Source organism: Methanobrevibacter sp. (genome assembly GCF_017431965.1).
Lineage (GTDB): Archaea > Methanobacteriota > Methanobacteria > Methanobacteriales > Methanobacteriaceae > Methanocatella.
Window position 1 is genome coordinate 1 of sequence record NZ_JAFRKB010000062.1, and the last position, 25,841, is coordinate 25,841.

Here is a 25,841-nt window from a genome sequence, read left to right on the forward strand (position 1 = left end):
ACCACCTTCAGCTTTAGCATTGTTGTTGGACACGTCTAAATCGGTTGCGTTGAAATTGTTACCGTAAACGTCTAATCCTCCACCCCTAATTGTAGCGTTGTTGTTGTTAAAAGTTGAGTTACTAACTTTTGTATTATTACCACGGATAAATCCGGCACCACCACGGGAAGCAGTGTTGTTGTTACAGGTAACAGTCAAAAGAATACAATGGTCACCAATAACGTCTATAGCACCACCTAAACCTGAGTCAGGATCCGCTGTGTTATTATTAAATTCTGTATTGCCAATGTATGCATTTTCACCAATGATATAAACACCTGCACCGTTTACAGCAGTATTGTCATTGAATTTTGAATCTGTAACGTTTGTGTTAGCACCATAAATGAAAACAGCACCATCTTCTGATGCATTGTTATTGGTAAAGTTAGTGCCTACAACAGTAGTATTTATACCATAAATATACATTGCAGAACCGTTGGTACCAGTGTTATTGTTAAAAATACAGTTGAGTACTTTAGTATTGTTACCTACAATGAATACTGCACCACCAATACCGTTGGATGTACCATAATACCATTGCTGAGTGCCTTCATTCCATCGATAGTCATGTACTGTAGAAGAACAATCTTCAAAAATACAGTCTTGAATTGTAATATTGTTACCTTTGGTATTGTCACCACGAAATGCATATCTACCGACAGTGTTTTCATCGCTTGCAATACCACCAACCATTATAGCAGCTCCTTGTCCACCAGTGTTATTGATGAATGTACAGTTTTTAACAAGTACATTATCGTGACTGATTCCAAGACCACCACCATAATTTTCTGTTCCTTCACAATTTATGAATGTACAATTTTCTACAACTTCATATCCGATCATATGGTCGTGATTAGGTGCTCCTCCACCAGTTTCTCCATCATAACGTCCGTGAATATAAACTGCAAACCATTTAGCGGTAAGGTTTATAAATTGGGTATTTTTAATGGAAGATGCGATATATCCAGGACCCCATCCACTTTCGTCGTTGATACAGATTGCACTGGAGTGTTGACCTGAAGTACAGTTAATAAATACACAGTCCTCCATAGCCATACCAAGTGCAGCAACAAATTGACCATGCCCATCTTCATATGCAAGAGGGTCTGCTCCGTAAGTGTGGTCACAATTAATGAAGCTTACATTTGTTACAGAATAAGGATTACCATTTGCGGTAGCGTCATCTACATTATACACGCCTTGCATATTACCTTGATGGCCTCTACAGAAGAAAAATTGTCCGTAAGAGTCACAATAGTCAAATATAGTGTTTGACACGTATCCTCTGAACACTCCATTATTATATGTTTGATCAACAGTGAAGAAACGATTATCTGTTTGGGAAAGCCCAGTGAATCTACAGTTGACTATTTCAGTACCATAGAAAACAAGGGAACCTTCATAGTTAGCTGGTTGTCTAAATGTTGCACGAGCTGTATCAGTGAAGGAACTTCCTCCAATTATCCAAATATTTTCAAGTCTTCCACCGGTTTGTCTTTGAGATCCTGTATAAGTTGCACCATCAAGATAGATTACTCCTCCATTAGGTAGTCTATATTGGATTTGCGCAAAAATATTTGATACTGTTCTGTCCCCATAGAATGTTCCCCCATACCAATAATCAGTACTAAAATGTATTTGAGCAATAGGATTTTCAGGGGTAGGACCGTCGTAAGCTGTAAGAATATCTACATCATTACTAGCACCAAGAATCTCTAAATCATTCCCAGCGCGAAGCATTTCTAAATCTTCATCTTTTTCATCATTACTAGAACGCAATAGTTGAGTTCCATTATTAGTCAAACAATCATCAGTTTCAATTTCATCTATATCATTTACATTATTCAAATTCGCATCGATTGGATCAATATCAGAAATAGATATCGAATTAAGTTCGCCTGTGTTTTGTTCGTATGTTCCAATTTCGCTTGCACTTGCAAACGAAAGTGAAAAAATCGTCAGTAATAGTATTAAAGTTAAAAACATATGTCGCTTAAAACGCATAACATTCTCCCTTTTAAACAATCAAATACTGTTTAACTTTAATATAATGAAAACCTTTTGCCATTCAATAATAGAAAATATGTGAAAAAAAACATCAATTGTTTAACATTCAAATGAAAACTTTTTGCCTTTTAATAATACGAAATATTTTGAAAAAAAACCTGAATTTCGATACAATAAAATACTAAAATTAGCACCTTAAAGTACCAATAGATAATATGATTCTCAACATATATAAATATTTATATTATAGTCAAAATGAGATTACAGATGTGATGAAAAATCCTTAAAAGTTATAAAAAAAAATAAAGAAATAACTAAAATCAGCCATGTAAAAACCAATAATGGGAATTGATTTAGAATAACTGACCTGACTAAACGTCAGTACTATATGTGTATAGCAAATAGTTATTTATGATTACTTATTATAGGAAAGTAAATCCCTAATTCCTTTCTACTTAATCGTTTGACCTGAAAATTAAATAGAAAGTCAATTGATCTTTTTTTAATAGGTATATGTCCTACTTGTTTGATCTTTTTTTAATAGGTATATGTCCTATAACTGAACCATAATTGCTCATGGTTAAGACATGTGTCAAAAGCCTTTCGATAGTTCTCTAAATTTAATTAGAAAGCTACCAGATTTCTGTTTTTTCAAATATTTAATACTATTTTTCAACAAATTTTTTCATTAACATACATGTCCTAATCATATCTGCTACAATCCAAACATATATGCATAATTATATAAAATTTTCATTTAATATAAATTTTATTATTTAAAGTTAGGTAAATGTTACAAAATTCTGTTCTATATTGAACAAACAATTATATAATTGAACGAACAAATTAGTTATCATGGGTACTTTAGAAAAGATGAAAATCCTAACTGATTCGGCGCAGTATGACCTATGTGACTATGTCAGCCATAACAAGAGTTCACAGGTTAATCTGCCCGGCATTTATGAAGCCACAGGCCATAACGGCTGCAAAATTCCTCTTTTCAAAACTCTTTTGACAAACAAATGTAAAAACGATTGCAAATATTGCATTAACCAATCCAAAAGAGACTTTATGAGACTTGAACTTTCACCTGAAGAGCTTGCAAAAGCATTTCTCGGATACTACAATAGAGGTCTTGTAAACGGTTTGTTTTTAAGTTCAGGAATTTCTGGAGATGTCGATTCTACAATGGAAAAACAGATTGAAACTGTACATCTACTGAGAAACAAGTACGGATATGATGACTACATTCACCTGAAAGTTGTTCCGGGGGCCAGCAAGGATTCTATCAAAAGGGCAATGGCGCTGGCAAATCGTGTCAGCATCAATATTGAAGCCGCTACGCCTTCAGGTCTTGCCGAGCTGTCATCTACAAAGGATTACAATAAGGACATATTGAAAAGGCTATCCTGGATCAACAGTCTGCAGCACAAAAGCACAACATATCCAAATTCTACACATACCACACAGCTTATTGTCGGTGCGAATGGGGAAAGTGACAGGGAAATTCTTGAGAGAATGGAAAAAATCTACAAAAAATCAGAGCTGAAAAGGACATATTTCTCAGCATTCACACCAATTGAAGATACTGAATTTTCATCAAAAGAGGCCTGTTCAACCGACAGAACTGCCAAATTATATAATGCTGACAGTCTGCTGAATGATTACCACTACAAGGTAAAAGAGTTGGTATTTGATGAAAACGATAAGCTCTCACTTACCCAGGATCCAAAAATTCTAGCTGCAAAAAATATGAATATATTCCCTGTAGAAATCAATTCCGCACCACTGTATGAGCTGATAAGGGTGCCCGGAATCGGTGTGAAATCAGCAAGAAAAATAATTTCTATTAGGAAAAAAATGCCGTTCACATCAAAAGAACAGCTTAGAAATTTGGGTGTTGTAGTGGACAGGGCAGAGCCATATATCAAAATAAGCGGTGAATTTCAAACTACATTCGAATTCTAGAATAACTGGTTTATGTTTATAATATAGCTCATTTTTATTAAAATAATTTATTGAAAAACTAATAAAAATAATAGATTATTATTCGAATATAATATATTATATTAAATATACAATAGATATATTTCAAGTGTAAAAATTATCAAATAAAATATACTAAAAAAAGTAGAATATATTAATAATCATCGAATAGTGCCCATATTTCAGGGTATTTTTTGGAAACCGCCTCATCAATTAAAATTGAAGCTTCCTTTGAAATGCTGAATTCCGGTTCGGTTTTTCTTAAATATCTAAATACAGCAGAAGACCTTGAGGACCAAAGAGTGATTCTTGGATTTTTGTCCACAATCTCTTTAACCTCAGCTATATGTTCTTCCTGGATTTTGATTTCTTGTGATGTCTGTATGCTCTCTTGGCTAGGTATATCGCCAGATATGTCTTCGGATGAGATTTCATCCTCATTATCTTCCTGATCATCTTCTAAAACCTCTTCATCATCATTTAAAGATTCTTTTTCTAACTGTTCAAAAATGTTCTCGCTATCATCTTCAGGAGATTCAACATCTTGTTGCTCTTTCTCGTTTAACATGTCCTCCAGTGATTGAGGTGAATTACTATCAAAATCCTCATTGTAAAACTCAGGAATAAGTGAATCCAATCCTTTACCAAGTCCTTTTCTAGCCATTTAATCCTCCCCATCTCTCTTTAAAATTTCTTTAGCCAATTTTAAATAAGCCTTTGTACCAGTGCTATCCGGATCATAAATTAAACAAGGTTTTCCAAAACTAGGAGCTTCAGCCAATCTGATATTTCTTGGAATTATAGTTTTAAAGAGTAAATCAGTTCCACCGAAGTAATTTTTAAGTTCCTTATGTACGTCTTTACTGAGTCTAGTCCTTTTATCAAATAAAGTTAGGAGAATTCCTTTAATGGGTGTAGGACTTCTTAATCTCTTTTCAACCAATTTTATTGTATTAATTAAATCAGCTACTCCTTCCAGGGCATAATATTCAGCTTGGATAGGTATCAAAACGCTATCGGAGGCTACTAATGCATTGACTGTGATTACACCTAATGAAGGAGGTAAATCTATAAAAATATAGTCAAATAACGGTATGACTTCTTTCAAGGTGTCTTTTAAAACAATATGGTAATTATCACGTTTAGAAAGTTCCATTCCTGCACCACTAAGGGATATATTACTTGGGATAATAAACAAATTTTTTATAAACGTAGGAATTGTTGCTTTTTTAATACTAATATCCCCCATGATAGCATCGTAAATGGTATTTTCTATCTTGGTTTTATCAATCCCGAAACTAGTTGTGGCATTAGCTTGAGGATCCATATCTACAACCAAAACAGATTTACCCAATACCGCTAGAGATGTTGCAGTATTGACAACAGTGGTTGTCTTTCCACAACCCCCTTTCTGATTCATCACCGCTACGACTTCACTCATTTAAAGAATTCTCCTTTATCTGATAAGTTTTAAGTTATTAGTTATGAATTATAACTTAAAAATTCAAAGCTCGAAAGAATAACATTAAATTATTCAGTAAATGTTAAAAGGATTAAGTTATTACAATTTAAAACTTAAAAAGGGATAATTTATTAATTTTAACTCTAAGGGATAGGAATTATATTGTAAGTTAAAACTTTTAAATTATAAAAAATAAGTTTTAATGAATAACTTATCATAACTAACTTTTAACAAATAAGTTATATTTTATAACTTCTCTCTTATAAAGTATTTGTTTTCACAAATAAGTTATTCGTTAACACTTGCAAGTTATTAGTTATAAGTTATAAGAAATAACTATCAAAAAAATAAAAAAAGAAGGAAGGATTATTTAGCATTGAGCATGGATCCATCAAAATAGCTAGCATATCCTTTCAAATCTAACATTCCATGACCTGAGAAGTTTAAAACGATAGTTTTTTCTTCTCCGGTTTCCTTACATTTAACGGCTTCATCTATTGCAACCTTGATTGCATGAGTGGTTTCAGGAGCAGGAAGTACACCTTCATTACGGGCAAATGTAATGCCCGCTTCAAATACATCCCTTTGATGAGCTGATCTAGGTTCAATGAAACCTTCCTTAGTTAAAAGGGAAACCTGCGGAGACATGCCGTGATATCTTAGCCCTCCGGCATGAACTGAAGGAGCTACAAAGTCATGGCCTAAAGTGAACATTTTAAGCATAGGTGTAAAACCATTAACGTCACCGAAATCATATTCATAACTGCCTTCAGTTAAAGTAGGGCAGGCACTAGGCTCAACAGCAATGAACTTGGTATCGCTATTGCCGTCAATCTTATCCTTAATGAATGGGAACAATGATCCGGCAAAGTTACTGCCTCCGCCAGCACATGCAATCATTACATCTGGCTCTTCTTCAGCAATTTCAAGTTGAGTTTTTAGTTCCTGACCGATAATAGTCTGGTGCAGCATTACATGGTTTAAAACGCTTCCCAATGAATATTTAACCTCATCATTAGCCAATGCCTCTTCCATAGCTTCGGAAATTGCTACTCCCAAAGAGCCCGGATGGTCAGGATTTTCTGCCAATATTTTACGTCCAATCTCAGTGTTTTCACTAGGTGAAGCGAAAACATTACCGTTGTAAATATTCATAATATTTTTTCTATCGGGCTTTTGCTTGAAAGAAACCTTAACCATGTAAACGGTACATTCCAAGTCAAGCAAATTGCATGCAAGGGAAAGTGCAGTACCCCATTGGCCGGCACCAGTTTCGGTAGTTAACCTTTCAACACCCTCTTTTTTAGCAAAATATGCTTGAGGTATAGCTGAATTTAACTTATGCGAACCCGTAGGTGAAGTGTCTTCACGCTTATAATAAATCTTTGCGGGCGTATTCAAATATTCTTCAAGTCTGGTAGCTCTAAACAATGGAGAAGGTCTACCCATTTGCATATATAGTTCTCTAACTTCATTAGGAATCTTGATATACCTGTCGGTGGCAAATTCTTGCTCTAAACCAGCTTTGGTAAAGGCTTTCTCTAAAGAAGAAATTTGATCTTTACCTTCACTGTTTTTAGGCATAGGAAGTTCAACAGGCAAGTCAGCATTAATATTGTACCATTGTTTAGGCACATCTTCGGATGATAAAGTAATTTTGTAATTCATAATAATAATTACATCAATGTACTATTTAAATCTTTTGTGTACAAAAATGTACACTTTAATTATTAATAATATAAAAAACAATTAAAAATCATGAGAATTTTAGCTATAGATGTTGGAACAGGGACACAAGACATGATGATTTATGATACCGAAAAAGAGCTTGAAAACTCAATAAAATTGGTTTTGCCTTCCCCTCACCTTTACATTTCACAGCAAATGAGAGAAATTGAAAATGACATCTATTTTAAAGGAGAAATAATGGGCGGAGGAAAAATAAAAAAGAGTATTATGGAACATATGGAAAAGGGATATAAAGTTGTAATGGAACCCGTGTGTGCCAGGACAATCCGTGATGATTTAAATCAGGTAAAGGCAATAGGAATTGAAATTGCAGACGATTCAAAAGAATACAAAGATTATACAAAAATAACAATGGGTGATATTAACATCAGAAAGCTATCAGAATTCCTTTTAGGCTATGATTTGGAATTTGATTTTGACAAGATTGCAATAGCTGTTCAGGACCATGGATATAATGAAAACATGGGTGACAGGGACTTCAGGTTTGAAAAGATAAGGGAAAAAATAACCGAACCGATATCCCCATTGGAATTTGGATTTACAGATGACCTGCCGGAATATTTTACAAGAATGCAAGCAGTAAAAAGAATAATTGAAAAAGAGGGCATTGAAGATACACCCCTGATAATGGATACAAAATTCGCTTCAATAGCTGGAATGTGTTTTGACGAAGTAGCTAAAAAATTAAACAGTTTTATTGTAATAGATATCGGTAACGGACATACAACTGCAGCATCAATTGAAAACGGTAAAATTCAAGGAGTATTCGAGCATCATACATCAAGCCTAAGTGGAGAATCTCTTGAAAGGTATATCAAAAGATTGGCAACCGCCGAGATAACACATGAGGAAGTCCATGAAGACCATGGCCATGGAGCACATGTTCTCAATCCGATATCTGAAATTGAAAAAGTTATAGTGAGCGGACCAAAAAGGGAATTGATAGAAAAAACAAATCTTGATTGGCACCATGCAGCACCGGGCGGGGACGTTATGATGACCGGTACTGTGGGCCTAATAAAAACTGCAATGGAAAGATAAAATGCTTAAAATGGATTCTCATATTCACAGTGAATACTCTCCGGATTCATCATCAAAAATAGATGACATTCTAAAAAAAGCGAAAATTGAAAACATTGATGTCATAGCCATAAGCGATCATAATACAGTTGATGGAACTAGTGAAGTTTTAAGAAAAACCAAAAATACAGATATATTGGCAATTCCATCCATAGAGGTTTCTTCAACAGATGGCCATATTATTGGATTTGGGTGTGAGGAAAATATAAGTTCCAACTTATCACCTGAAGAAACAATAGACAAAATCCATGATTTAGGAGGTCTTGCAATAATACCACACCCATACTGTTTTTACCGGCATGGCCTTCTGCATAAAAGAGATTACAAAGATTTGAAATTTGATGCAATCGAGACAAAAAATGCAAGATTCATTGTCGGATATTGCAATAGGAAAGCAAAAAATCTATCCAAAAAAGAAAATATCCCATCACTTGGTGCAAGCGATGCGCATTATTGGAAATTTGTTGGCGATTGCTATAGTTTAGTGGATGCGCAAAAGGATATAGACAGCATTTTTAAAGCAATATTAAAAAATAAAGTGGAAGCGCATGGCAATGGTACTTCTAATATCTTACTTTCAAAATATCTAATTGAGAAAAAAATACTAAAAAAATTTGATTAAAAAGAGGTTAATTGCTCTTTTCAATTAAAATTTCTATTATAGAAACATTGGTCTTTTCATTGTTGTAATTTTCAATCTCTTCAGTGGAAATTTGAATGTCGGCAACTACAGCTTCCGGTACAAATCTATTTCTGACGATCTCTGCAGCGTCAACAGCACGGCTAATAGCCTTTCCTCTAGCTCTTATAAGGACACTGTCAGATCCCTCATTAAATTGGGTCACTACTGCCAGAACATAATTCATAACAGGTTTACTGCCAACGAAAATAGTATTATTTTCCATCTTATATTCACCTATTTAAATATTTGATAAAGATGTATATAAAATTTTACATATAAATTTATGATAAAATCTAAACAAAATATAAATTTAATTAAAAAATTTAAAAAAATTAAAAGTTAAAATAAGTAAAAAAATTAACATGATAAAAAAAATAAAATTTGTTAAATTAAATTCAATAAAAATAAAATATTCTATATAATAAATAATTAATATTAAACATAATTTAATAAAAATTAATAATTATTGTTTTTTTGTATCAATAATAATTTATTTATTGAGTCAAGTACTGCCAAAATACTTGCCATCACTATATCTTGATTAGTTGACCTGCCTGTAGATTTGTTCCCATATGAATCTGAACTTATAACAAACACCTCAGCCAATGCATCGGTACCGCCGGTAATAGCTTCCAGATTATACTCTTCAAGTTCTATATCCATGGTATCCTGAATCAATTCACGAATAGCATTTAATGCAGCATCAACAGGACCTACACCTGTACTTGCAGTCTCTTTTTCAACACCGTCAATTTCCAATTTAACGGTAGCGGTCGGAGAGACTCCTGTACCTGAAGATAAACCTAACCCCTTCAAAACAATTGGAGTTTCACGGGCTGAAGAAAGTTCTGTAACTGCAATAGCTACCAGATCATCATCAGTGACGCATTTGCCGCTATCGCCCAAATTTTTTATCTCATCAAAAACTTTACAAAATTGGTCCTGATTTAAATCAATGTGATATTCCTTTAATTTGGATTTTAATGCATTTGCTCCTGTATGCTTTCCTAAGACAATGCGTCTGGAATGGCCCACCAGTTCAGGTGCCATAGGTTCATAAGTAAATGAATTATTTAAAATTCCATGAACATGAATGCCTGATTCATGAGCAAAGGCATTGTCTCCAACAATCGGTTTGTTGACGGGCATCTTAACACCAGTCAGACGACCAACCAATTTGGATAAGCTATATAATCTTGAAGTATCCAAACCCAAATCAATTCCATAAGCAACTTTAAGCGTAATAACCAACTCTTCAAGAGAACAGTTACCAGTCCTTTCACCTAAACCATTGACTGTTACATGAGCTTGATTAGCACCACATTCAAGAGCTGTTAAAGTATTAGCGGTAGCTAAACCGAAATCATTGTGAAAATGAACACTTAAAGGAACATCAAATTCCTTTTTAAGATAACTAACCAATTCATGAGTATAAACGGGAGTTAATACGCCTACAGTATCTGGAACATCCAATACGTCAACTCCAGCATCAATGACTTCACCGAATATGTTTAATAGAAAGTCCTTTTCTGTCCTGGTTGCGTCTTCAGCGGAAAATTCAACAGTCAAACCATGGTCTTTGGCATATCCAACAGCATTAACGGCAGTTTCGATGATTTTTTCCTGTGACATTTTAAGCTTAAATTCTCGATGCAGTGGGGAAGTACCGATAAATGTATGAACATAATCCAAATCAGCATCAATGATAGCATCAATATCACTGTTTAAAGATCGTGCCAAACCGGCAAGAGTAGAATCCAAACCCAATGAAGCGATTTTTTTAGCGGATTCAATTTCACCTTTAGAAGAAGCTGGAAAACCAACTTCTATTTTGTCAACACCCAAGTTATTGAGCTTTTGTGCAATTTGAATTTTTTCATCTACAGTTAAAGCGACTCCGGGAGTCTGTTCACCATCCCTTAAAGTAGTATCAAAAATATAAATTTTATCGGCAAAATTCATATCTTCATTTTTTAAATTTTTTACATCATCTTTAGTCATTGAATTACTTCCCATTAATATTAATTAATTATATTAAAATAAAGGCTTTTTATAGTTATTGAAAATATATATATTAATATGAAACTTGGTTTTACTACACTAGCTTTATTCATGCAACCGAACGATGACATCATCAACTTAGCTAAAAAACATGACTTCGAAATGATTGAGATACTTGGCGAAGGTCCTTTTTTTGAAAGGGAAAATCCGGAATATAATGACTGCGGACTGGATGTGAGAATACACGCTGCAACCGTTGACATCAACATTGCAAGCTTAAATAAGGGAATTAGAAAGGAAAGCATTAAGCAAATGATTCAGTGTGGCCAGTATGCTGAAAGTATTGATGCAAAGACAATAACCGTCCACCCGGGAATTATCGGTCGTAACGAACCTCGCCTCAGAAAATGGGCATTGGAAATTGCAATTGAAAGCGTTGGAGAAATAATTGACAATACAAATGTTGAAATTTCAGTTGAAAACATGCCTGTTCGAGGCAAGTTTTTGGGAAATACGGTTGAAGAAATAGAAATGATTCAGCAGGCAACAGGCTGCAGCTTGACTATCGATACAGGCCATGGAAATACATGCGGAAACCTTGAAGAAATGCTTTCACTGAAAAACATCAGCTACTGTCATTTGAATGACAATGACGGTGTTAAGGATCAGCACATTACATTAGGTGAAGGTACCCTTGACTTAAATCTGCTTAAAAAGATTGATACTGCAATTATTGAGTTAAATAACTTCGATAACGTTTTAAAGAGTAAAAAGGTTATAGAAAACCTATAATTTTATTTTTTTCTAAGTTATTAGTTATAAGTTATAAGTTATCAATAACAAAAAAATAAAGTTAAAAATCAATCATTGTAACCTCAAAGATGTCTTCAATAACATAGTCCGTCTTGTCCATCATCTTCGGAGATACTTCCTCTTGCTGTTCTATGGTCAAGACACTGACATCAGCTTTTTTAAATGCTAAAATATCATTAAGCCCATCTCCAACCATCATGACCTTGTAGCCGGCATCCTTCAGGATAGACACGACTTCACATTTACCCCTTGTGGAAACGGTTCCATAAGCATTGTCTTCGGGAACATCAAGCAGATTAGCCAATTTATTAATGGCTCCCTTTCTATCCCCGGATGCAATATAAATTTCAATACCGCGGGCTTTCAATGTTTCAACCGTTTCAAAGACTTTAGGGAAAAATTTGCCTGCTGAAGTAATTGTATATGCAACAACGCCCAAATCAATATCTACGATTAAAGCAGATCCATTGCATAGCTCCATGTGTGGAATCTTTTCCCTTAGAATATCAAATCCGTCAGTAATATCTGAAATTTTTGAATCTTTTTCATTTTCAAGAATTTCCTTAACTTCGGCTTTTGAAACTTGTCTTGTTGAAAAGCTAACATCAAAATCAATATTGTAGTCCTGAATTACATCGGAAATTAAAGTGTTGGGGTCTAATTTTAAAAGCTTGTTTGTGTTGAATTGAAGGACAACCAAAGCCAATGAGTCAGCTGCATCAATCAAATCTAGGGAATTGATATCTGTAAATATATTGCCATTCAATACATCTTTAATGACTCTGTATCGCTCAATCAATGTTCCTGAGTTATCAAATACTACAGCTTTTTTCATGTTAATTAATATGTATGGGAATAAAATTAAATTTTTCTATTAAATATATAAACCTTAAAAAATAGAATATTAATATTATATATTACGATTACTAGGTGTTTTAATGAGCGTTATTGAAAAGTTAAACTCCATAAAAAATGGAGAAATGACAGCTAAAGAAAATGTAGAAAGCTACATTAAAGTTATTGATGAAAATAACGAAACCATTAATGCATTCATTGAATTAAACTATGAAAATGCATTAAAACAGGCTGAAGAAATTGATGAAAAAATTGCCAATGGTGAAAATGTAGGTGCTTTGGCTGGTTTGGTATTCGGTATAAAAGCAAACATTAATGTTGAAGACATGATAATTTCAGCAGCTTCCAAAACATTGGAAGACTATATTGGAAGCTATAATGCAACCGTTGTAAATGAAATCCTGGCTGAAGATGGAATAATCATCGGTATTTTAAATATGGACGAATTTGCAGCCGGAAGTTCAACTGAAACCTCATACTATGGGCCTACCCAAAACCCAGCCGCAATGGGAAGAATTCCTGGAGGCTCATCCGGCGGATGTGCAGCGGCAATTGCAGCTGACATGTGTGACATTTCCATCGGATCAGATACTGGAGGATCCATCAGAAACCCTGCATCACACTGTGGAGTGGTTGGATTCAAGCCAACATACGGTGCAGTTTCAAGGCAAGGATTGCTTGACTTATCAATGAGTCTAGACCAAATCGGACCGCTGGCCAGAGATGTAAGCGGCATTGCTTTAGCATTAAATACAATTGCAAAATATGATGAAACCGAATGTACAACCCTAAACTGGGAAAAACCGGACTTCACCGAAGTATTGGATGACACTAGCTTAGAAGGCATGAAAATAGCTGTATGTAAGGAATTCATTGATGTTACAGATGAAGAAATCAACAAAACTGTTAATAAGGCAATCAGCAAATTAGTCGATGCTGGCGCTGAACTTGTTGAAGTTAGCTTTGACTACATTGACCTTTGTCTTCCTACTTACTACCTAATCAACTATGTGGAATTTTTCTCAGCTACAAGAAAATACGATGGAAGGGATTACGGATCTCGAATTGAAGAGGTATGTGGAGATGAAGTTTTAAGAAGAATTAAAATCGGTTCACATATTGCAGAAGCTGAGTTCAGTGGAAAATACTACAAGCAAGCACTAAAAGCAAGATCTGTAATCAGAGGTGAAATCACCGCAATGCTTGAAAATGTTGATTTGATTGTAGGACCTACCGTTCCAAAACTTCCTCACGAAATAGGTCAGGAACTGGAACCTATGGAAATGTATGCCTATGATATCTTAACCGTAATCGCTAACCTTGCGGGAATCCCTGCAGCAAGCATACCTGCAGGTGAAGTTGAAGGCATCCCGGTCGGCTTGCAAATTCAGGCCAAACCTTTAGATGACTTAAAAATAATTAAAGCTATGAGTGTGTTTGAAAACACTCAATAGTTTATCTCTTTTTTTATTTTTCTTTCATATTTTTCTCAATATTAATATACATTTTTACACTTGAAATATACCTCTAAAATTTTATTAATGACTAACATATAACTTATAATCAAGAGGTTATTTTTATGACAAGAATTGGACTTGCTTATGTTAGTGGAGCCGTTCCGGGATTTGAAGATTTTGGAAATTTACCGACAGACATTGTTAAGGAAAATGGGCTTGTTGATGGTAATAAGGCTTCAAAAGAGTTAGATGCTTTAATCATTCCGGGAGGAACATTGATTGAATCCAATGATATCAACATGGATTTGAATACTGAAATTAAAAAAATGGCACAGGACGGAAAACCGATTATTGGAATCTGTGCAGGTTTTCAGCTTCTATCCAACCAGATAGATATCGGCAGAAAATCTCCAGTGCCTATTGTAAAAGAAGGCCTTGGACTGATTGATGTGAATTTCTCGCCATTGATTACAAGTGACAGGGTAAAGGCAAAAGTGTTTAACAACTCATTTTTAGTTAAAAACCAGACAGAAGATGTAAATGGATTTCATACGCATACATATGGTAAAGTTGAGGGAGATGCCAAACCGCTGTTCTATTCGCAAGTTCAAAGGATGAATTATGGAGATACAAATGAAAAAGGAGAATATAATATATTTTCCGGTGCATGCAGTGATGATGGAAATGTTACCGGAACAATGATTCATGGTATACTGGATGAAAATCCAATTCTTGTAGAAAACATAAAAGAACAAATAGATATACAAAATCTGGATGACATTTACAATAGAAACAGGCAAGTCAAAAAATTCCTTCAGCAGGAAGTCGGAATAAACAGCGGAATAAAAATACCAAAAATAACCCCTAACAAAAAACCAAAATATCTGATGATTGGAAGCAATGGATCCGATTCCGGCAAAACATTTATTCTAACAGGCTTGGCAGGTGCGATTAGAAAAAGAGGCTATAAGGTTGCTCTTTTGAAAGTCGGTCCCGATGTTCGGGATATTATACCGGGATTATATTTGACAAAAGGAAAAATGGAAGACTTTGCCTCTGTAAAAATTGGACACTTGGGTTGGAAAGATATAGAATCTACAATAAATATATTAAATAATTCTGACTATGACATTGTATTGATAGAAGGGGTAATGAGTGTATTTACCGGTCTTTTAAATGAAAAAGTGCCGTTTTCTGCAGCTGAAATCGCAATGTCTGCAAAAATTCCGATGATATTGGCTACAGGAGTAAACAAAGGTGGAATAGAATCAGCCGCAGTCGATATAGTGGCTCATGCAAACATGTTAAATAAGCTTGGTGTTCCAGTAGAAGCAATACTTCTCAATAAAGTCTACAATGACAATATATTCGAAACTGTAGTTCCATATATTAGAGAAAATACAAATGTCCAAAACATCTTAAAGCTTCCTAAACTAAAATCTGCGGATATGAGAGGATTCATTCCGGAAGTTGAAATAAGATATGAACTGTTTACAAGCCATGCCCTTAATCTGATAGAAGAAAACTTGGACATTGAAAAAATCATCGCAATGGCCCGTGAAGTCGAATTTGAAAAAATTTACTCATTTGATGAAATTAAGAAAGTTGTGATATAATGGCATTGAATCTAAGCCCTGAACCTGGTGTGAAACTTACAAAAAAGGATAAGGCACATGTCCTAAAAAAGATGAAACAAGGCTGGAAGGCCAGCTGCCTGATTCCGGACTATGCGTTTGATGAAAATGGAAACATACAAGTTCAATCCAGCACCAACAGACGCGTTGTAAAAATCGTTAAAATATTGGAAGATGGAATTCATATTGAAAAGGCCCTAAAAACAAAAACATTGAGAATAAAATGGGATAAGATTACCGCAATAGGTAAAAGTAAAGAAGTAAGAGATGGTTTGGAAATAAAGATGAATGATGGAAAATATGTTGTATTCAGCATTTACAACTCATACAAAATACAACAGAATACCCAATTCATAGCAAATTACATTCATGAAAAAACAATGAACAAATAGCTATTCTTCCAAATATTTATCAATAATGTCTTCGCCTCTAAGCAAGACCAAATTATTTTCTTCGGCGTATTTTCGAGCGTCAGCGATTGAAGTAGCTTGTCCGGTTTCACCATCCATCATCTCACAAACGACACAAACCGGAGTGACACCAGCCAGTTCACATAATGCAAGGCCGATTTCAGTGTGTCCTTGTCTATTTTTAACCAATCCGTCTGCTCCTCTTAAGAGACATACATGACCTGGAGATCTGAAAGTTGCTCCAAATTCATCAAATCTTTCATCTCTCATCATTTTTGCCATTTCACTAATGGTCATTGCTCTGTCATGGTCTGTTACACCAGTGAAAGATTTTCTATGATTTGTCCATATTGAAAATGATGATCTTTCATCATATGGAATATCAGTTGGCGCTAATTTAGCTAATTCTGGATATTTTTCAGTGGCCGCTTCCATAATATCCACCATAAACGGCAAGTGGATAGCATCACAAAAATCAGCATGTAAACAATTGCAGATTAAACCACCAGCATCATTTCTCATGGTAGCTATTGATTTAGGGGTAACAAATTCAGAAGCGATAATCATATCGACTTCCCCTTCCCTGTCATCATCATCAAAAACTAATACAAATTCACCATTTCTTATAGCTTCTAAAGCTTTGTCTAAGTTTGTTTCTTGATTCATAGTAATATCTCCTTATTTACTAGAACCAGGGCTAAAAATAACTAAACAACTATTACTTCTCTTCCATCCGGACTATCACCGTCGGTTTTGGAATCTCACCAAATCAACACGTTTCCGTGCTCGTGGACTTATTTTGTTTTAAAAATCACCACCGGTGGGGAATTGCGCCCCGCCCTGAGAACGTATTATCAAATATATTTATCATATATAAAATACTTTTTGGTATAATTTATATAAAATTTCCTTCATTTTAAAAAATTTATATGACCTTAAAATATTTAAATAAGTGTTAAAAATTGTTTAAATAAAAAACTGATGGGTTTAAATACTAATTAAGATAAAATAAGATTAAATAGTCGGCAGATGTGATGATCTTGGTAAAAAAACAGGAAGACATTGTTTTTAAAGAGTTACTGAAAAGGAAGTAGACATCTTTCTGAAACGATTAAACATTAAATCAAAAAAGAAAAAATTAAATCCAACAATGAAATTAAAAACCTAATAAAAAGTGTTGCTTATTTGTTAGCTGATAAATTTTTAGAAGATGGTGACAAAAAAACTGTAATATGTGATGCATTAGGTGGTAAAATGAATGCAGTATATGATTATGGAGAAAGAAGAAAAGAAGAAGGAATAAAAGAAGGAAAAGAAGAAGAAAATAAAAAAATAGCAATAAAAATGCTAAAAAACAATGAAGACATGGAAAAAATAAAAGAATATATTGACATCAGCGAAGATGAAATAATAAAACTAAAAAAAGAAATAGAGAATAAAAATTAAAACTCTAAAGTTACAATATCTCCATCTTCAAGATCTAACTTATCCCTTAATTTGTCTTCAGCGATAAATTCCAAATAATTTTCTTCATGGGTTGTTTTTGCTGGAAAAACAATGGCTCCTTCAATTTTATCATTTATAACTGCCTTAATATATTTTACAGCGCCAAAACCTTCATCCGGTTTAATAATATTTTCACAATTGCTCTTGACTTCATTGATTTCATCAAGACAGGATTCAGGTACGATAACATTCAAAGTTCCTGGAAATGGTATAAAGCCACAATTTTTCTTGAATTCTTTTGTATAAAATTCCTGTGATAGGAAATATGCCGCTTTTCCCAAACCTGTTGTAACTTCACCATTGATTTTCATTAAATAACCTCTAATTAAAACAAATCTATTGAATTAAATTTAATAATTTTAAGCGTGCAATTAATAATTTGATGGATAATAAAATAATTCATTTTTTAATTATATGATAGCCATTCAATACATTTACTTTATTTTCATTATTAATATAGTTAAAGTAAAATAATTAAGAAATTTATTTTAACTATCATGAACATAAATAGTATTACAAAATTATTTTACAGGGTAATAGAAATGGAAATAAAAACTATCTCAACAGATGTGTTAATAATTGGATCTGGAGGAGCCGGTTCTAGAGCAGCTATTGAAGTGGATAATGCTGGCTTAAAACCGCTCATAGTTTCAAAAGGTCTTTCGTTTAGGTCTGGCTGTACAGGTATGGCTGAAGGTGGATACAATGCTGTTTTTAAAACAGTCGACAAAGACGATTCAATAGAAGCTCACATGTACGATACATTAAAAGGTGGAAGCTATCTCAACGATGAAAAACTCGTTGAAATATTAGTAAACGAATCACCAAAAAGATTGATTGATTTGGAAAACTACGGAGCTTTATTTGACCGCCAAGAGTCCGGCCAAATAGATCAAAGACCATTTGGTGGACAATCTTTTAGAAGAACATGTTATCAAGGAGATAGAACCGGTGCAGAACTGTTAAATGCACTTAAAGAAGAAATCATTAAAAGAGATATTGAATGTATTGAAGAAGTAATGATAACATCCCTTGTATGTGATGAAACACAGGTTGTTGGAGCAACCGGATTGAATCTAAAGGATTCCAGTCTAATTTATTTCCAGGCAAAAGCTACTATATTGGCCAGCGGAGGAGCTGGTCAATTATACCCTGTAACATCTAACACTTTCCAAAAAAATGGAGATGGCTTTGCAATAGCTTATAGAGCTGGAGCCCGTTTAGTTGACATGGAACAAATTCAATTCCATCCGACAGGAATGGTTACACCCGAATCCAAAAAAGGAGTCCTTGTAACTGAAGCCGTAAGAGCTGAAGGTGGAAAGCTTCTAAATAAAGAGGGTGAAAGGTTCATGTCAAAATACTCTCCAGAAAAGATGGAACTGTCAACCCGTGATGTTGTTGCCCGTTCAATATATCAGGAAATTATTGAAGGAAGAGGAACCGAAAACGGAGGGGTATACCTAGACATTTCACACCTGCCTGATGATGAAATTGAAGAAAAGCTTGAAACAATGGTACTGCAATTTGAAAATGTGGGAGTTGACATTAAAAACGGACCTATAGAAGTTGCTCCTACAGCACATCACTTTATGGGTGGATTAAAAATCAATACTGATGCATCCACTTCACTTGAAAACTTGTTTGGTGCCGGTGAAGTGTGCGGTGGAGTTCATGGAGCCAACCGTTTAGGCGGGAACGCTTTGGCAGACACACAAGTGTTTGGTAAAATTGCTGGTGAAAACGCTTCCAAAGCAGCTAAAACAACAGAACTTAAAACAAACGATGAAATGGTTCAAAAAGAAGCTTCAAGGATTGAAGGATTAATTAAAGAAGGTTCAATTAAACCACAAGAATTTAAAAACAAAATTAAAAATTTAATGTGGGAAAAAGTAGCTATCGTAAGAGATGAAAAGACATTGAATGAAGCCTTAAGTGAACTTCTGGAAATGCAAAAGGAACTGGATAACTTAAGCGTTAGCGATAAAAAACAATATAATACTGAATTGGTAACTGCTCTTGAAGTAATAAATATGGTTGAAATTTGTATTTTAACTGTAAAATCAGCAATATTGCGCAGAGAAAGCAGGGGAGCTCACTTCAGGTCTGATTTCCCTGAAACTTTAGATGAATGGAAAAAGAGTATTGTCATGAGTAAAAATAAAATAGAATTTGAAGCTAGATAGCTTCTTTTAATTCTTTTATTGCTTGTCTAGCTTTATCATAAATTTCCTGTTCATCCAAAGCAACTAATTTCTTATTTTCCATTAATATTTTACCATCACAAATAGTTGTATCCACATTAGAACCATTTGCTGAATATATTATGTTAGAACTTAAATTAGTACTGTCCGGAGTCATGTTAGCTGAATTGGTATCGATTAAAATAATATCTGCCTTTTTACCAACTTCAATAGAGCCTATTTCATCATCCAATCCTAAGGCTTCAGCACCTTTTATAGTACCCATAGCTATCGCTTCATCTGAATTTAGAACTTTAGGATCAAGAGTATCAACTTTCTGAAGTAAACTTGCTGTCTTTAACTCTTCAATTAAATCCAAATTATTGTTTGAAGATGCACCATCTGTTCCGATACTTACACAAATGTCATTTTCAATTAATTTAGAAACAGGAGCTATTCCTGAAGCCAATTTCATGTTGCTGCATGGATTGTGGGAAACTTTAACATTGTTTTTCTTAATAATTTCAATTTCTCTGTCACTTAACCATACACTATGAGCGGCAACTACATCAGGACCTAAAAATCCAATTTTATCCAAGTATTCAAAAGGTCTTAGGCCTTTTTCAGCTGAAATATCGTTAATTTCTTTTTGAGTTTCAGAAACATGAATATGAATGCCCATATTATATTCATCGGCCAATTGGCGAACTTTAACTAACAGTTCTTCGGAAGCTGTATAAGGAGAATGAGGTCCAAAAAATACTTTAATTCTTCCGTTGGCAATTCCATTGCAATTTTCAAATAATGAAAGATTCTCTTTAATTTCATTTTCCCTTTTCTCAGCATCGCCAAAATCAATCATTCCATAAGATAAAACTGCCCTGATTCCTGCTTCATCTACTGCACGGGCAACATCTTCCATGTAAAAGTACATGTCTGAAAATGTGGTTGTTCCTGATTTAATAAGCTCCACTGCACCAAGAAGGGCTCCAATATAGCAATAATCTCCATTGAGATTAGCTTCCATTGGCCAAATATGATCATTCAACCAACTGTCTAAACTTAAATCGTCAGCCAAACCTCTAAATAAAGTCATTGATAAATGAGTATGAGTATTAACAAATCCTGGGAGTAATATTTTTCCCTCACCGTCTATAATTTTATCTACATTGCTTTCATCAATTTCATCTGAAATTTCTGAAATTAAATCATTTTTTATTAAAAGTGATTGTTTTTTATATTCGAAATCTTGATTTAAAATAAATGCATTCTTGATTAAAATAGTATTATCTGTCATAATAACACCTAAAAATAAAAAAAGTAGTTAAAAACTTATTTATAAGTTTTTAATAGCTAATTTAATATCATCAGCTTTGATAGTTTTACGTTTAGCGATTTTAGCAACTTTGTTTGCTTCTACAGCTACTTCACGAGCTACTTCTTCAACGTATGCTGCTAATTCTGCTTTCGCATCTTCACTAACTCTTTCTGCGCCAGCATCTTTAATGATTCTTGCAATAGGAGCTTTTGGTATTTCAGACATATTTTTCACCTCACAAAATTTAATCAAAACTTAAGACTAATTAAGTTAATCTTAAGTTAAATATACAATATAACACGACTTAATATTTAAATATTTTGCTTAAATCAGCGATAAAAATTCAAAATAAGAAAAAATAAATAAAAAAATTAAGAATTAATCATGATTAATAATATAAAATACTAAAAAAAACTATTAATAAAACGATTAATAAAAATATAATCATATAAAGAATTGGAAAGATTATGATGAAAATAAAAATTGCTGTTCCCTCAAAAGGAAGAATAAGTGAACCATCAATAAACATCTTAGATAAAGCAGGATTAGGTTTAAAAGATAGAGAAAGCAGAAAATTAATCTCAAAAACCTTTAATAAGGATATAGATATCTTATTTGCAAGAGCATCAGATATCCCTGAATTTGTTCAAGATGGAATAGCAGATATGGGAATTACTGGCATAGATCTAATTGAAGAAAATGAGGCTGACGTGATACAATTGCTTGACTTGAATTTTGGAAAAACAAGTCTTGTTCTAGCCGCTCCTGAAGACTCAGAAATCAGAAATATAAAAGATATCAAAGATGAAATGACTGTGGCTACAGAATTTCCAAATTTAACCAAAAAATATTTAGAAAACAATGATTTAAACTTAAAAATTGTTAAATTAAGCGGATCAACAGAAGCGGCACCCTTCATAGGTGTTTCAGATTTAATTACAGATTTAACAAGTACTGGAACAACATTAAAAATGAATCATTTGGAAATCGTTGACACTCTGCTTGAAAGTTCAATTGTTCTTATCTCAAATAAAGAAAGCTTAAATGTAAAAAAACAATTAATCGAATCTGTCAGTACAAGCATTAAAGGTGTTTTGGAAGCATCTCGTAAAAAATTATTGATGATGAACGTTAAAACAAAAGATTTGCCTTCAGTAAAAGAAGTTATGCCATCAATGGGTGGGCTAACAATATCAGATGTTTTATCAGATGAAGAAACTGTTGCAGCTCAGGCAGTAATAGATGAAGATGAAGTATTTGAACTTGTAAATAAACTAAGAAATGCCGGTGCAAAAGATATTCTCGTTGTACCAATAGAAAGAATCATATGAAAATATAAATTATTTATCCAAGCAATTAAATACAGCTTCTGTAAATATCCAAATAAAAGGGTTGATTAAAATTTTTAAATTAAAAAACATAATTTCCATAAAAGATTTCGAAAGAGAAGATATAGATTACATCCTTGATGAAGCAACTAAGCTAGAAAATATTGCTAAATCAAAAGAAGTTTCTGAAGAACTTAAAGGAAAAATTTTAGGTTTAATGTTTTTTGAACCATCAACAAGAACAAGAATGTCTTTTGAAACTGCTATTAAACGTTTGGGCGGAGATGGAATTGGTTTTGAAACTAGCGGATCCAGTTCCGTGTCAAAAGGTGAAAGTATTGCAGACACTGCAAAAATGTTTGAAGGTTACAGCGATGCACTCGTTATAAGGCATGAACTTGAAGGGGTTTCAAAATTTATCTCAGGCATTGTAGATGTGCCTGTCATCAATGCTGGAGATGGAGCTGGACAACATCCAACTCAGACATTATTGGATTTATATACAATCAAAAAAGAAATCGGGAAAATTGATGATTTGAAAATTGCCCTAATCGGCGATTTAAAATATGGCCGTACTGTTCACTCATTATCTAATGCATTATGCTTGTATAATAACGTTAAGATATATCTGGTATCACCTCCTGAACTTAAAATGCCTCAGGAAGTTCTTATTGATTTAGATAAAACAAACATCGTCTATGAAGAGGCAGATAGTATTGAAAGCGTTATTGATGATGTTGATGTATTATACGTAACAAGAATTCAAAAAGAGCGTTTTGGAGATGTTGATGATTATTTAAAAATAAAAGGAGCATATATTATCAATAAAAAAATGCTTGAAGGTAAGGACGTTATCGTAATGCATCCTTTACCAAGAATTGATGAAATAGATACTGATGTCGACGATACTAAATATAACAAATATTTCACTCAAGCATTTAACGCCGTTCCTGTAAGAATGGCTATATTAAAAACATTGATTAAAAACAACCCTAAATAGTAAAAAGGGTTGTTTCAAGTAAATTTTCATCACATTGAAGCTTGATTATATTAGTTCTTCCTTTTCCACGACCACGTGAAATAGTGTTAGTTGAAATAATTCCCAATAATTCAAGCTCATTTATGAAGTCAAAAATTCTTCTGTAAGTGACAGCATCTTTTTTTGATACCATTTCGTATTCATCATATAATTTTCCAGAAGTAATTTCCTCACCTTGTTTTGTCAAGTTTAAAATAGATTCCAGGAGCCTTTGTTGCTGTAAAGGTAAAGTCTGAATAATTTCAGTGACCTTATTGTGTTCTATCCTGTCTTTTGCCTTTCTAACGTGAGCACTGGTCACTTTATCTGAATCATCATCAAAAGCTAATTCCCCTGCATTTTTAAGTAAATCAAGAGCATATCTTGCATCACCTTCTTCCTTTGCAGCCATAGCTGAGCATAAAGGAATTACATCACTTTCCAAAACATCTTCATTAAATGCCAATTGAGCCCTTTCGGATAATATGTCGCTTAACTGATCTGCTCCATAAGGTGGAAATACGATTTCCTTATCATTTAAACTGCTTGTAACCCTGGACTTAATCAAATTCTTAAAGTCCAAATAGTTACTGATGGATAAGACAGAAACATTGTCTGTTCTAGTCAATGTGTATAAGATTCCGTCACCATCCTTATCAAGCAAAATATCAATTTCATCCAAAATAACTATTAAAATTAATTTGTTGCCGTAAACATTTGTTTTGAAGATATCTCTAAATGTATTGACAATTTCCCCTTTAGTCCATCCCCTATTAGGAACATCACGACCAAGCTGTTGACATAACTGGGCAATAACTTGATATTCTGTTGTATAATCTGTGCATCTGATATACTCAACCTTAACTTGCACCCTTTTATTTCGCGCTGCATCAATTAACTGTTCACGAGCAAACTTGGATGCTGCTGTTTTACCAGTTCCTGTTTTTCCATAAAGGGTAACATTAGATGGAGTAACTCCATTTAGAGCATCAATCCAATATTTGGCAATTTGCCTTATTTGTTCTTCCCTGTGAACTAATTTATCTGGTAAAAATCTATGATCTAAAGGCTTTTTATCCTTAAATATACTTTTACCAAATGAATCATCACCTTTTTGTATTTCATCAAAAATGTTTGACATAATAACACCAGTATCATAAATTATAAAATTCTGTAAAAATTAGAAAAAAACCATGAGTTGTATTTCCAGTGATAATATATTAAAACTATCATAAATAAAGGTTTTTATTACAATATTGAAAAAAGTTAATAATAATTTAAAAATTAATTTTGTTAAAATCTTCAAAATATAGAAATACTATATAAAAATACATAATATTGTAAAATAAATGTTTAAATTAATTATATAATAAAATAAACAATTAATATTAGATTAAAATTAAAACATGAAATGGTACTATTTCAAATATAAAATAACAATTTCAAGTGTAAAATTCTAGAAAAATTAATGAAAACAAGACCGCATATGGCTTTAAAAAGGAAATTTTTCAAAAATTAACTATAGAGTGAGAGAGGTGTGTTTCAAGTGTAACGCATTTCATCCGAAAATCAATTTTCAAGACATGCGTTTCAACTGTAACCGCAATTAAAAATTGATATTGATTCAATAAATTATAATTCAACGATTTAATAATTTTCAAAATAAAAAATAAAGGAAAAATCAGGGAGATAAATTTCAACTGTTACAGATGAAATATACCTCTTCAATCTTTCAAAACCCTCAAAAACATTATACTTGAAATGTATCTCTCCCTCTTTAAATGAACATATCATTTTCGTTTGAAACATTAGATTTAGGGGAAATACCACCAAATCTTTTGTTTATTAAAAATATACAATGTAATTTAGCTTTGAATGTTCTATTAATAGTTTTCATAAATTCGTTTTTTGTTAATCCATCTTCAAAAATTGTATTGGTAACAACAAACTGCTGCAATAAATCCTTATCAATATTGAGATCAAAATCAACCAGATAGCTATTAAGTCCGAACTGAACATCAAAAATAAAATCTCTTCTGTTTTCAGGTGTTGAGGATTTCATCAAATTCAAGTGCTCTTGTGCAACCTGTGTCGCGCATGCTATAATCACACAATTTTTTCCTCTAGGTTTGACGACATCCATTATGTTTTCTTTTGGAAACTCAATAATATAGTGGAAATCGGCATTTTCATCAAATTTTTTTTCTAGCAATGCTTCTTCATCAATTAACCATGTTCTTATTTTTTCTTCAATATCCATAATATCATCATTAAATTTAATAATAAATAATATATTTTTTTATTATATATAAT

The 25,841-nt window shown here is 33.2% G+C and carries 23 protein-coding genes, 1 pseudogene and 1 riboswitch; of the genes and pseudogenes, 11 read left to right on the plus strand and 13 right to left on the minus strand.

Going from position 1 to position 25,841, the window contains the following annotated elements; all coding sequences use genetic code 11:
* Nucleotides 1–2,043: pseudogene (locus IJI93_RS09135) on the minus strand (hypothetical protein); the annotation flags it as partial.
* A gap of 858 nt (nucleotides 2,044–2,901) precedes the next feature.
* Here IJI93_RS09135 and IJI93_RS09140 point away from each other — a divergent pair.
* The gene (locus tag IJI93_RS09140; protein ID WP_292822329.1) at nucleotides 2,902–4,014 is read left to right on the plus strand and encodes a radical SAM protein; all 1,113 of its coding nucleotides are present in this window, start codon (nucleotides 2,902–2,904) and stop codon (nucleotides 4,012–4,014) included.
* Between the two features lie 172 nt (nucleotides 4,015–4,186).
* Here IJI93_RS09140 and IJI93_RS09145 read toward each other — a convergent pair whose 3' ends face one another.
* The 3 genes from IJI93_RS09145 to IJI93_RS09155 form a co-directional block, all read right to left on the minus strand.
* Nucleotides 4,187–4,696, minus strand: a complete 510-nt coding sequence (locus tag IJI93_RS09145) for an AAA family ATPase (RefSeq protein ID WP_292822331.1) — start codon at nucleotides 4,694–4,696, stop codon at nucleotides 4,187–4,189.
* A complete protein-coding gene (locus tag IJI93_RS09150) occupies nucleotides 4,697–5,473 on the minus strand; it encodes a ParA family protein (RefSeq protein WP_292822333.1) in 777 nt (258 codons plus the stop codon).
* A gap of 387 nt (nucleotides 5,474–5,860) precedes the next feature.
* Complete coding sequence (locus IJI93_RS09155; protein WP_292822335.1) at nucleotides 5,861–7,162, minus strand: TrpB-like pyridoxal phosphate-dependent enzyme; 1,302 nt, start codon at nucleotides 7,160–7,162, stop codon at nucleotides 5,861–5,863.
* Nucleotides 7,163–7,252: 90 nt separating this feature from the next.
* Here IJI93_RS09155 and IJI93_RS09160 point away from each other — a divergent pair, with 90 nt between their 5' ends.
* Both IJI93_RS09160 and IJI93_RS09165 read left to right on the plus strand, forming a co-directional pair.
* On the plus strand, nucleotides 7,253–8,284 hold the full coding sequence (locus IJI93_RS09160; protein WP_292822337.1) for a DUF1786 domain-containing protein: 1,032 nt from the start codon (nucleotides 7,253–7,255) through the stop codon (nucleotides 8,282–8,284).
* 1 nt (nucleotide 8,285) lies between these two features.
* On the plus strand, nucleotides 8,286–8,945 hold the full coding sequence (locus IJI93_RS09165) for a PHP domain-containing protein (RefSeq protein WP_292822339.1): 660 nt from the start codon (nucleotides 8,286–8,288) through the stop codon (nucleotides 8,943–8,945).
* 7 nt (nucleotides 8,946–8,952) lie between these two features.
* On the opposite strand, the gene albA is transcribed toward IJI93_RS09165, so the two are convergent.
* Both albA and IJI93_RS09175 read right to left on the minus strand, forming a co-directional pair.
* A complete protein-coding gene (albA, locus tag IJI93_RS09170) occupies nucleotides 8,953–9,228 on the minus strand; it encodes a DNA-binding protein Alba (RefSeq protein WP_292822341.1) in 276 nt (91 codons plus the stop codon).
* Between the two features lie 233 nt (nucleotides 9,229–9,461).
* Nucleotides 9,462–11,006 (minus strand): 2-isopropylmalate synthase, encoded by a 1,545-nt coding sequence (locus tag IJI93_RS09175; RefSeq protein ID WP_292822369.1) that lies wholly within the window; start codon nucleotides 11,004–11,006, stop codon nucleotides 9,462–9,464.
* A gap of 78 nt (nucleotides 11,007–11,084) precedes the next feature.
* Here IJI93_RS09175 and IJI93_RS09180 point away from each other — a divergent pair, with 78 nt between their 5' ends.
* Entirely contained in the window at nucleotides 11,085–11,798 is a 714-nt protein-coding gene (locus IJI93_RS09180; RefSeq protein ID WP_292822343.1) for a sugar phosphate isomerase/epimerase, read from the plus strand.
* 61 nt (nucleotides 11,799–11,859) lie between these two features.
* On the opposite strand, the gene IJI93_RS09185 is transcribed toward IJI93_RS09180, so the two are convergent.
* Nucleotides 11,860–12,654, minus strand: coding sequence for an HAD family hydrolase (locus IJI93_RS09185; RefSeq protein ID WP_292822345.1), 795 nt, complete (start codon nucleotides 12,652–12,654; stop codon nucleotides 11,860–11,862).
* A 103-nt stretch (nucleotides 12,655–12,757) separates the two neighbouring features.
* On the opposite strand from IJI93_RS09185, the gene gatA reads away from it, so the two are divergent.
* The 3 genes from gatA to IJI93_RS09200 all read left to right on the plus strand — a co-directional run bounded on the left by gatA (nucleotide 12,758) and on the right by IJI93_RS09200 (nucleotide 16,157).
* Nucleotides 12,758–14,128: an Asp-tRNA(Asn)/Glu-tRNA(Gln) amidotransferase subunit GatA gene (gene gatA / locus IJI93_RS09190; protein WP_292822346.1), complete on the plus strand. Its 1,371-nt coding sequence runs from the start codon at nucleotides 12,758–12,760 to the stop codon at nucleotides 14,126–14,128.
* A 125-nt stretch (nucleotides 14,129–14,253) separates the two neighbouring features.
* The gene (locus tag IJI93_RS09195) at nucleotides 14,254–15,747 is read left to right on the plus strand and encodes a DJ-1/PfpI family protein (RefSeq protein WP_292822348.1); all 1,494 of its coding nucleotides are present in this window, start codon (nucleotides 14,254–14,256) and stop codon (nucleotides 15,745–15,747) included.
* Nucleotides 15,747–16,157 (plus strand): hypothetical protein, encoded by a 411-nt coding sequence (locus IJI93_RS09200; RefSeq protein ID WP_292822350.1) that lies wholly within the window; start codon nucleotides 15,747–15,749, stop codon nucleotides 16,155–16,157. The genes IJI93_RS09195 and IJI93_RS09200 overlap by 1 nt, the downstream gene beginning before the upstream one ends.
* Here IJI93_RS09200 and ribB read toward each other — a convergent pair whose 3' ends face one another.
* Nucleotides 16,158–16,841: a 3,4-dihydroxy-2-butanone-4-phosphate synthase gene (gene ribB / locus IJI93_RS09205; protein WP_292822352.1), complete on the minus strand. Its 684-nt coding sequence runs from the start codon at nucleotides 16,839–16,841 to the stop codon at nucleotides 16,158–16,160.
* Between the two features lie 51 nt (nucleotides 16,842–16,892).
* A riboswitch (FMN riboswitch) is annotated at nucleotides 16,893–17,028 on the minus strand.
* 332 nt (nucleotides 17,029–17,360) lie between these two features.
* Between ribB and IJI93_RS09210 the strand changes: the two genes are divergently transcribed.
* Complete coding sequence (locus IJI93_RS09210; RefSeq protein WP_292822354.1) at nucleotides 17,361–17,621, plus strand: hypothetical protein; 261 nt, start codon at nucleotides 17,361–17,363, stop codon at nucleotides 17,619–17,621.
* On the opposite strand, the gene IJI93_RS09215 is transcribed toward IJI93_RS09210, so the two are convergent.
* Nucleotides 17,618–17,992: a DUF120 domain-containing protein gene (locus IJI93_RS09215; RefSeq protein WP_292822356.1), complete on the minus strand. Its 375-nt coding sequence runs from the start codon at nucleotides 17,990–17,992 to the stop codon at nucleotides 17,618–17,620. The genes IJI93_RS09210 and IJI93_RS09215 overlap by 4 nt on opposite strands.
* A 231-nt stretch (nucleotides 17,993–18,223) precedes the next feature.
* Between IJI93_RS09215 and tfrA the strand changes: the two genes are divergently transcribed.
* A complete protein-coding gene (gene tfrA, locus IJI93_RS09220) occupies nucleotides 18,224–19,867 on the plus strand; it encodes a fumarate reductase (CoM/CoB) subunit TfrA (protein WP_292822358.1) in 1,644 nt (547 codons plus the stop codon).
* On the opposite strand, the gene IJI93_RS09225 is transcribed toward tfrA, so the two are convergent.
* Together IJI93_RS09225 and IJI93_RS09230 are read right to left on the minus strand one after the other, a co-directional pair.
* The gene (locus IJI93_RS09225) at nucleotides 19,860–21,161 is read right to left on the minus strand and encodes an amidohydrolase family protein (RefSeq protein ID WP_292822360.1); all 1,302 of its coding nucleotides are present in this window, start codon (nucleotides 21,159–21,161) and stop codon (nucleotides 19,860–19,862) included. The genes tfrA and IJI93_RS09225 overlap by 8 nt on opposite strands.
* Before the next feature lie 39 nt (nucleotides 21,162–21,200).
* Nucleotides 21,201–21,407: a histone family protein gene (locus IJI93_RS09230; protein ID WP_292822362.1), complete on the minus strand. Its 207-nt coding sequence runs from the start codon at nucleotides 21,405–21,407 to the stop codon at nucleotides 21,201–21,203.
* 245 nt (nucleotides 21,408–21,652) lie between these two features.
* Here IJI93_RS09230 and hisG point away from each other — a divergent pair, with 245 nt between their 5' ends.
* Both hisG and pyrB read left to right on the plus strand, forming a co-directional pair.
* Nucleotides 21,653–22,513, plus strand: a complete 861-nt coding sequence (gene hisG / locus IJI93_RS09235) for an ATP phosphoribosyltransferase (RefSeq protein ID WP_292822371.1) — start codon at nucleotides 21,653–21,655, stop codon at nucleotides 22,511–22,513.
* Nucleotides 22,514–22,574: 61 nt separating this feature from the next.
* On the plus strand, nucleotides 22,575–23,510 hold the full coding sequence (gene pyrB, locus IJI93_RS09240) for an aspartate carbamoyltransferase (protein WP_292822364.1): 936 nt from the start codon (nucleotides 22,575–22,577) through the stop codon (nucleotides 23,508–23,510).
* Here the strand turns inward: pyrB and IJI93_RS09245 are convergent.
* Both IJI93_RS09245 and IJI93_RS09250 read right to left on the minus strand, forming a co-directional pair.
* Nucleotides 23,503–24,669 (minus strand): Cdc6/Cdc18 family protein, encoded by a 1,167-nt coding sequence (locus tag IJI93_RS09245; protein ID WP_292822366.1) that lies wholly within the window; start codon nucleotides 24,667–24,669, stop codon nucleotides 23,503–23,505. The genes pyrB and IJI93_RS09245 overlap by 8 nt on opposite strands.
* A 636-nt stretch (nucleotides 24,670–25,305) precedes the next feature.
* Nucleotides 25,306–25,788 carry a DUF2299 domain-containing protein gene (locus tag IJI93_RS09250; RefSeq protein WP_292822368.1) on the minus strand — a complete coding sequence of 161 codons (483 nt, stop codon included), beginning with the start codon at nucleotides 25,786–25,788 and terminating at the stop codon, nucleotides 25,306–25,308.
* Nucleotides 25,789–25,841 lie beyond the last annotated feature (53 nt).

Coding starts and splice junctions, on each gene's coding strand:
- IJI93_RS09140 (WP_292822329.1), top strand. CDS start 2,902: ATGGGTACTTTAGAAAAGATGAAAATCCTAACTGATTCGGCGCAGTAT.
- IJI93_RS09145 (WP_292822331.1), bottom strand. CDS start 4,696: ATGGCTAGAAAAGGACTTGGTAAAGGATTGGATTCACTTATTCCTGAG.
- IJI93_RS09150 (WP_292822333.1), bottom strand. CDS start 5,473: ATGAGTGAAGTCGTAGCGGTGATGAATCAGAAAGGGGGTTGTGGAAAG.
- IJI93_RS09155 (WP_292822335.1), bottom strand. CDS start 7,162: ATGAATTACAAAATTACTTTATCATCCGAAGATGTGCCTAAACAATGG.
- IJI93_RS09160 (WP_292822337.1), top strand. CDS start 7,253: ATGAGAATTTTAGCTATAGATGTTGGAACAGGGACACAAGACATGATG.
- IJI93_RS09165 (WP_292822339.1), top strand. CDS start 8,286: ATGCTTAAAATGGATTCTCATATTCACAGTGAATACTCTCCGGATTCA.
- albA (WP_292822341.1), bottom strand. CDS start 9,228: ATGGAAAATAATACTATTTTCGTTGGCAGTAAACCTGTTATGAATTAT.
- IJI93_RS09175 (WP_292822369.1), bottom strand. CDS start 11,006: ATGACTAAAGATGATGTAAAAAATTTAAAAAATGAAGATATGAATTTT.
- IJI93_RS09180 (WP_292822343.1), top strand. CDS start 11,085: ATGAAACTTGGTTTTACTACACTAGCTTTATTCATGCAACCGAACGAT.
- IJI93_RS09185 (WP_292822345.1), bottom strand. CDS start 12,654: ATGAAAAAAGCTGTAGTATTTGATAACTCAGGAACATTGATTGAGCGA.
- gatA (WP_292822346.1), top strand. CDS start 12,758: ATGAGCGTTATTGAAAAGTTAAACTCCATAAAAAATGGAGAAATGACA.
- IJI93_RS09195 (WP_292822348.1), top strand. CDS start 14,254: ATGACAAGAATTGGACTTGCTTATGTTAGTGGAGCCGTTCCGGGATTT.
- IJI93_RS09200 (WP_292822350.1), top strand. CDS start 15,747: ATGGCATTGAATCTAAGCCCTGAACCTGGTGTGAAACTTACAAAAAAG.
- ribB (WP_292822352.1), bottom strand. CDS start 16,841: ATGAATCAAGAAACAAACTTAGACAAAGCTTTAGAAGCTATAAGAAAT.
- IJI93_RS09215 (WP_292822356.1), bottom strand. CDS start 17,992: ATGAAAATCAATGGTGAAGTTACAACAGGTTTGGGAAAAGCGGCATAT.
- tfrA (WP_292822358.1), top strand. CDS start 18,224: ATGGAAATAAAAACTATCTCAACAGATGTGTTAATAATTGGATCTGGA.
- IJI93_RS09225 (WP_292822360.1), bottom strand. CDS start 21,161: ATGACAGATAATACTATTTTAATCAAGAATGCATTTATTTTAAATCAA.
- IJI93_RS09230 (WP_292822362.1), bottom strand. CDS start 21,407: ATGTCTGAAATACCAAAAGCTCCTATTGCAAGAATCATTAAAGATGCT.
- hisG (WP_292822371.1), top strand. CDS start 21,653: ATGAAAATAAAAATTGCTGTTCCCTCAAAAGGAAGAATAAGTGAACCA.
- IJI93_RS09245 (WP_292822366.1), bottom strand. CDS start 24,669: ATGTCAAACATTTTTGATGAAATACAAAAAGGTGATGATTCATTTGGT.
- IJI93_RS09250 (WP_292822368.1), bottom strand. CDS start 25,788: ATGGATATTGAAGAAAAAATAAGAACATGGTTAATTGATGAAGAAGCA.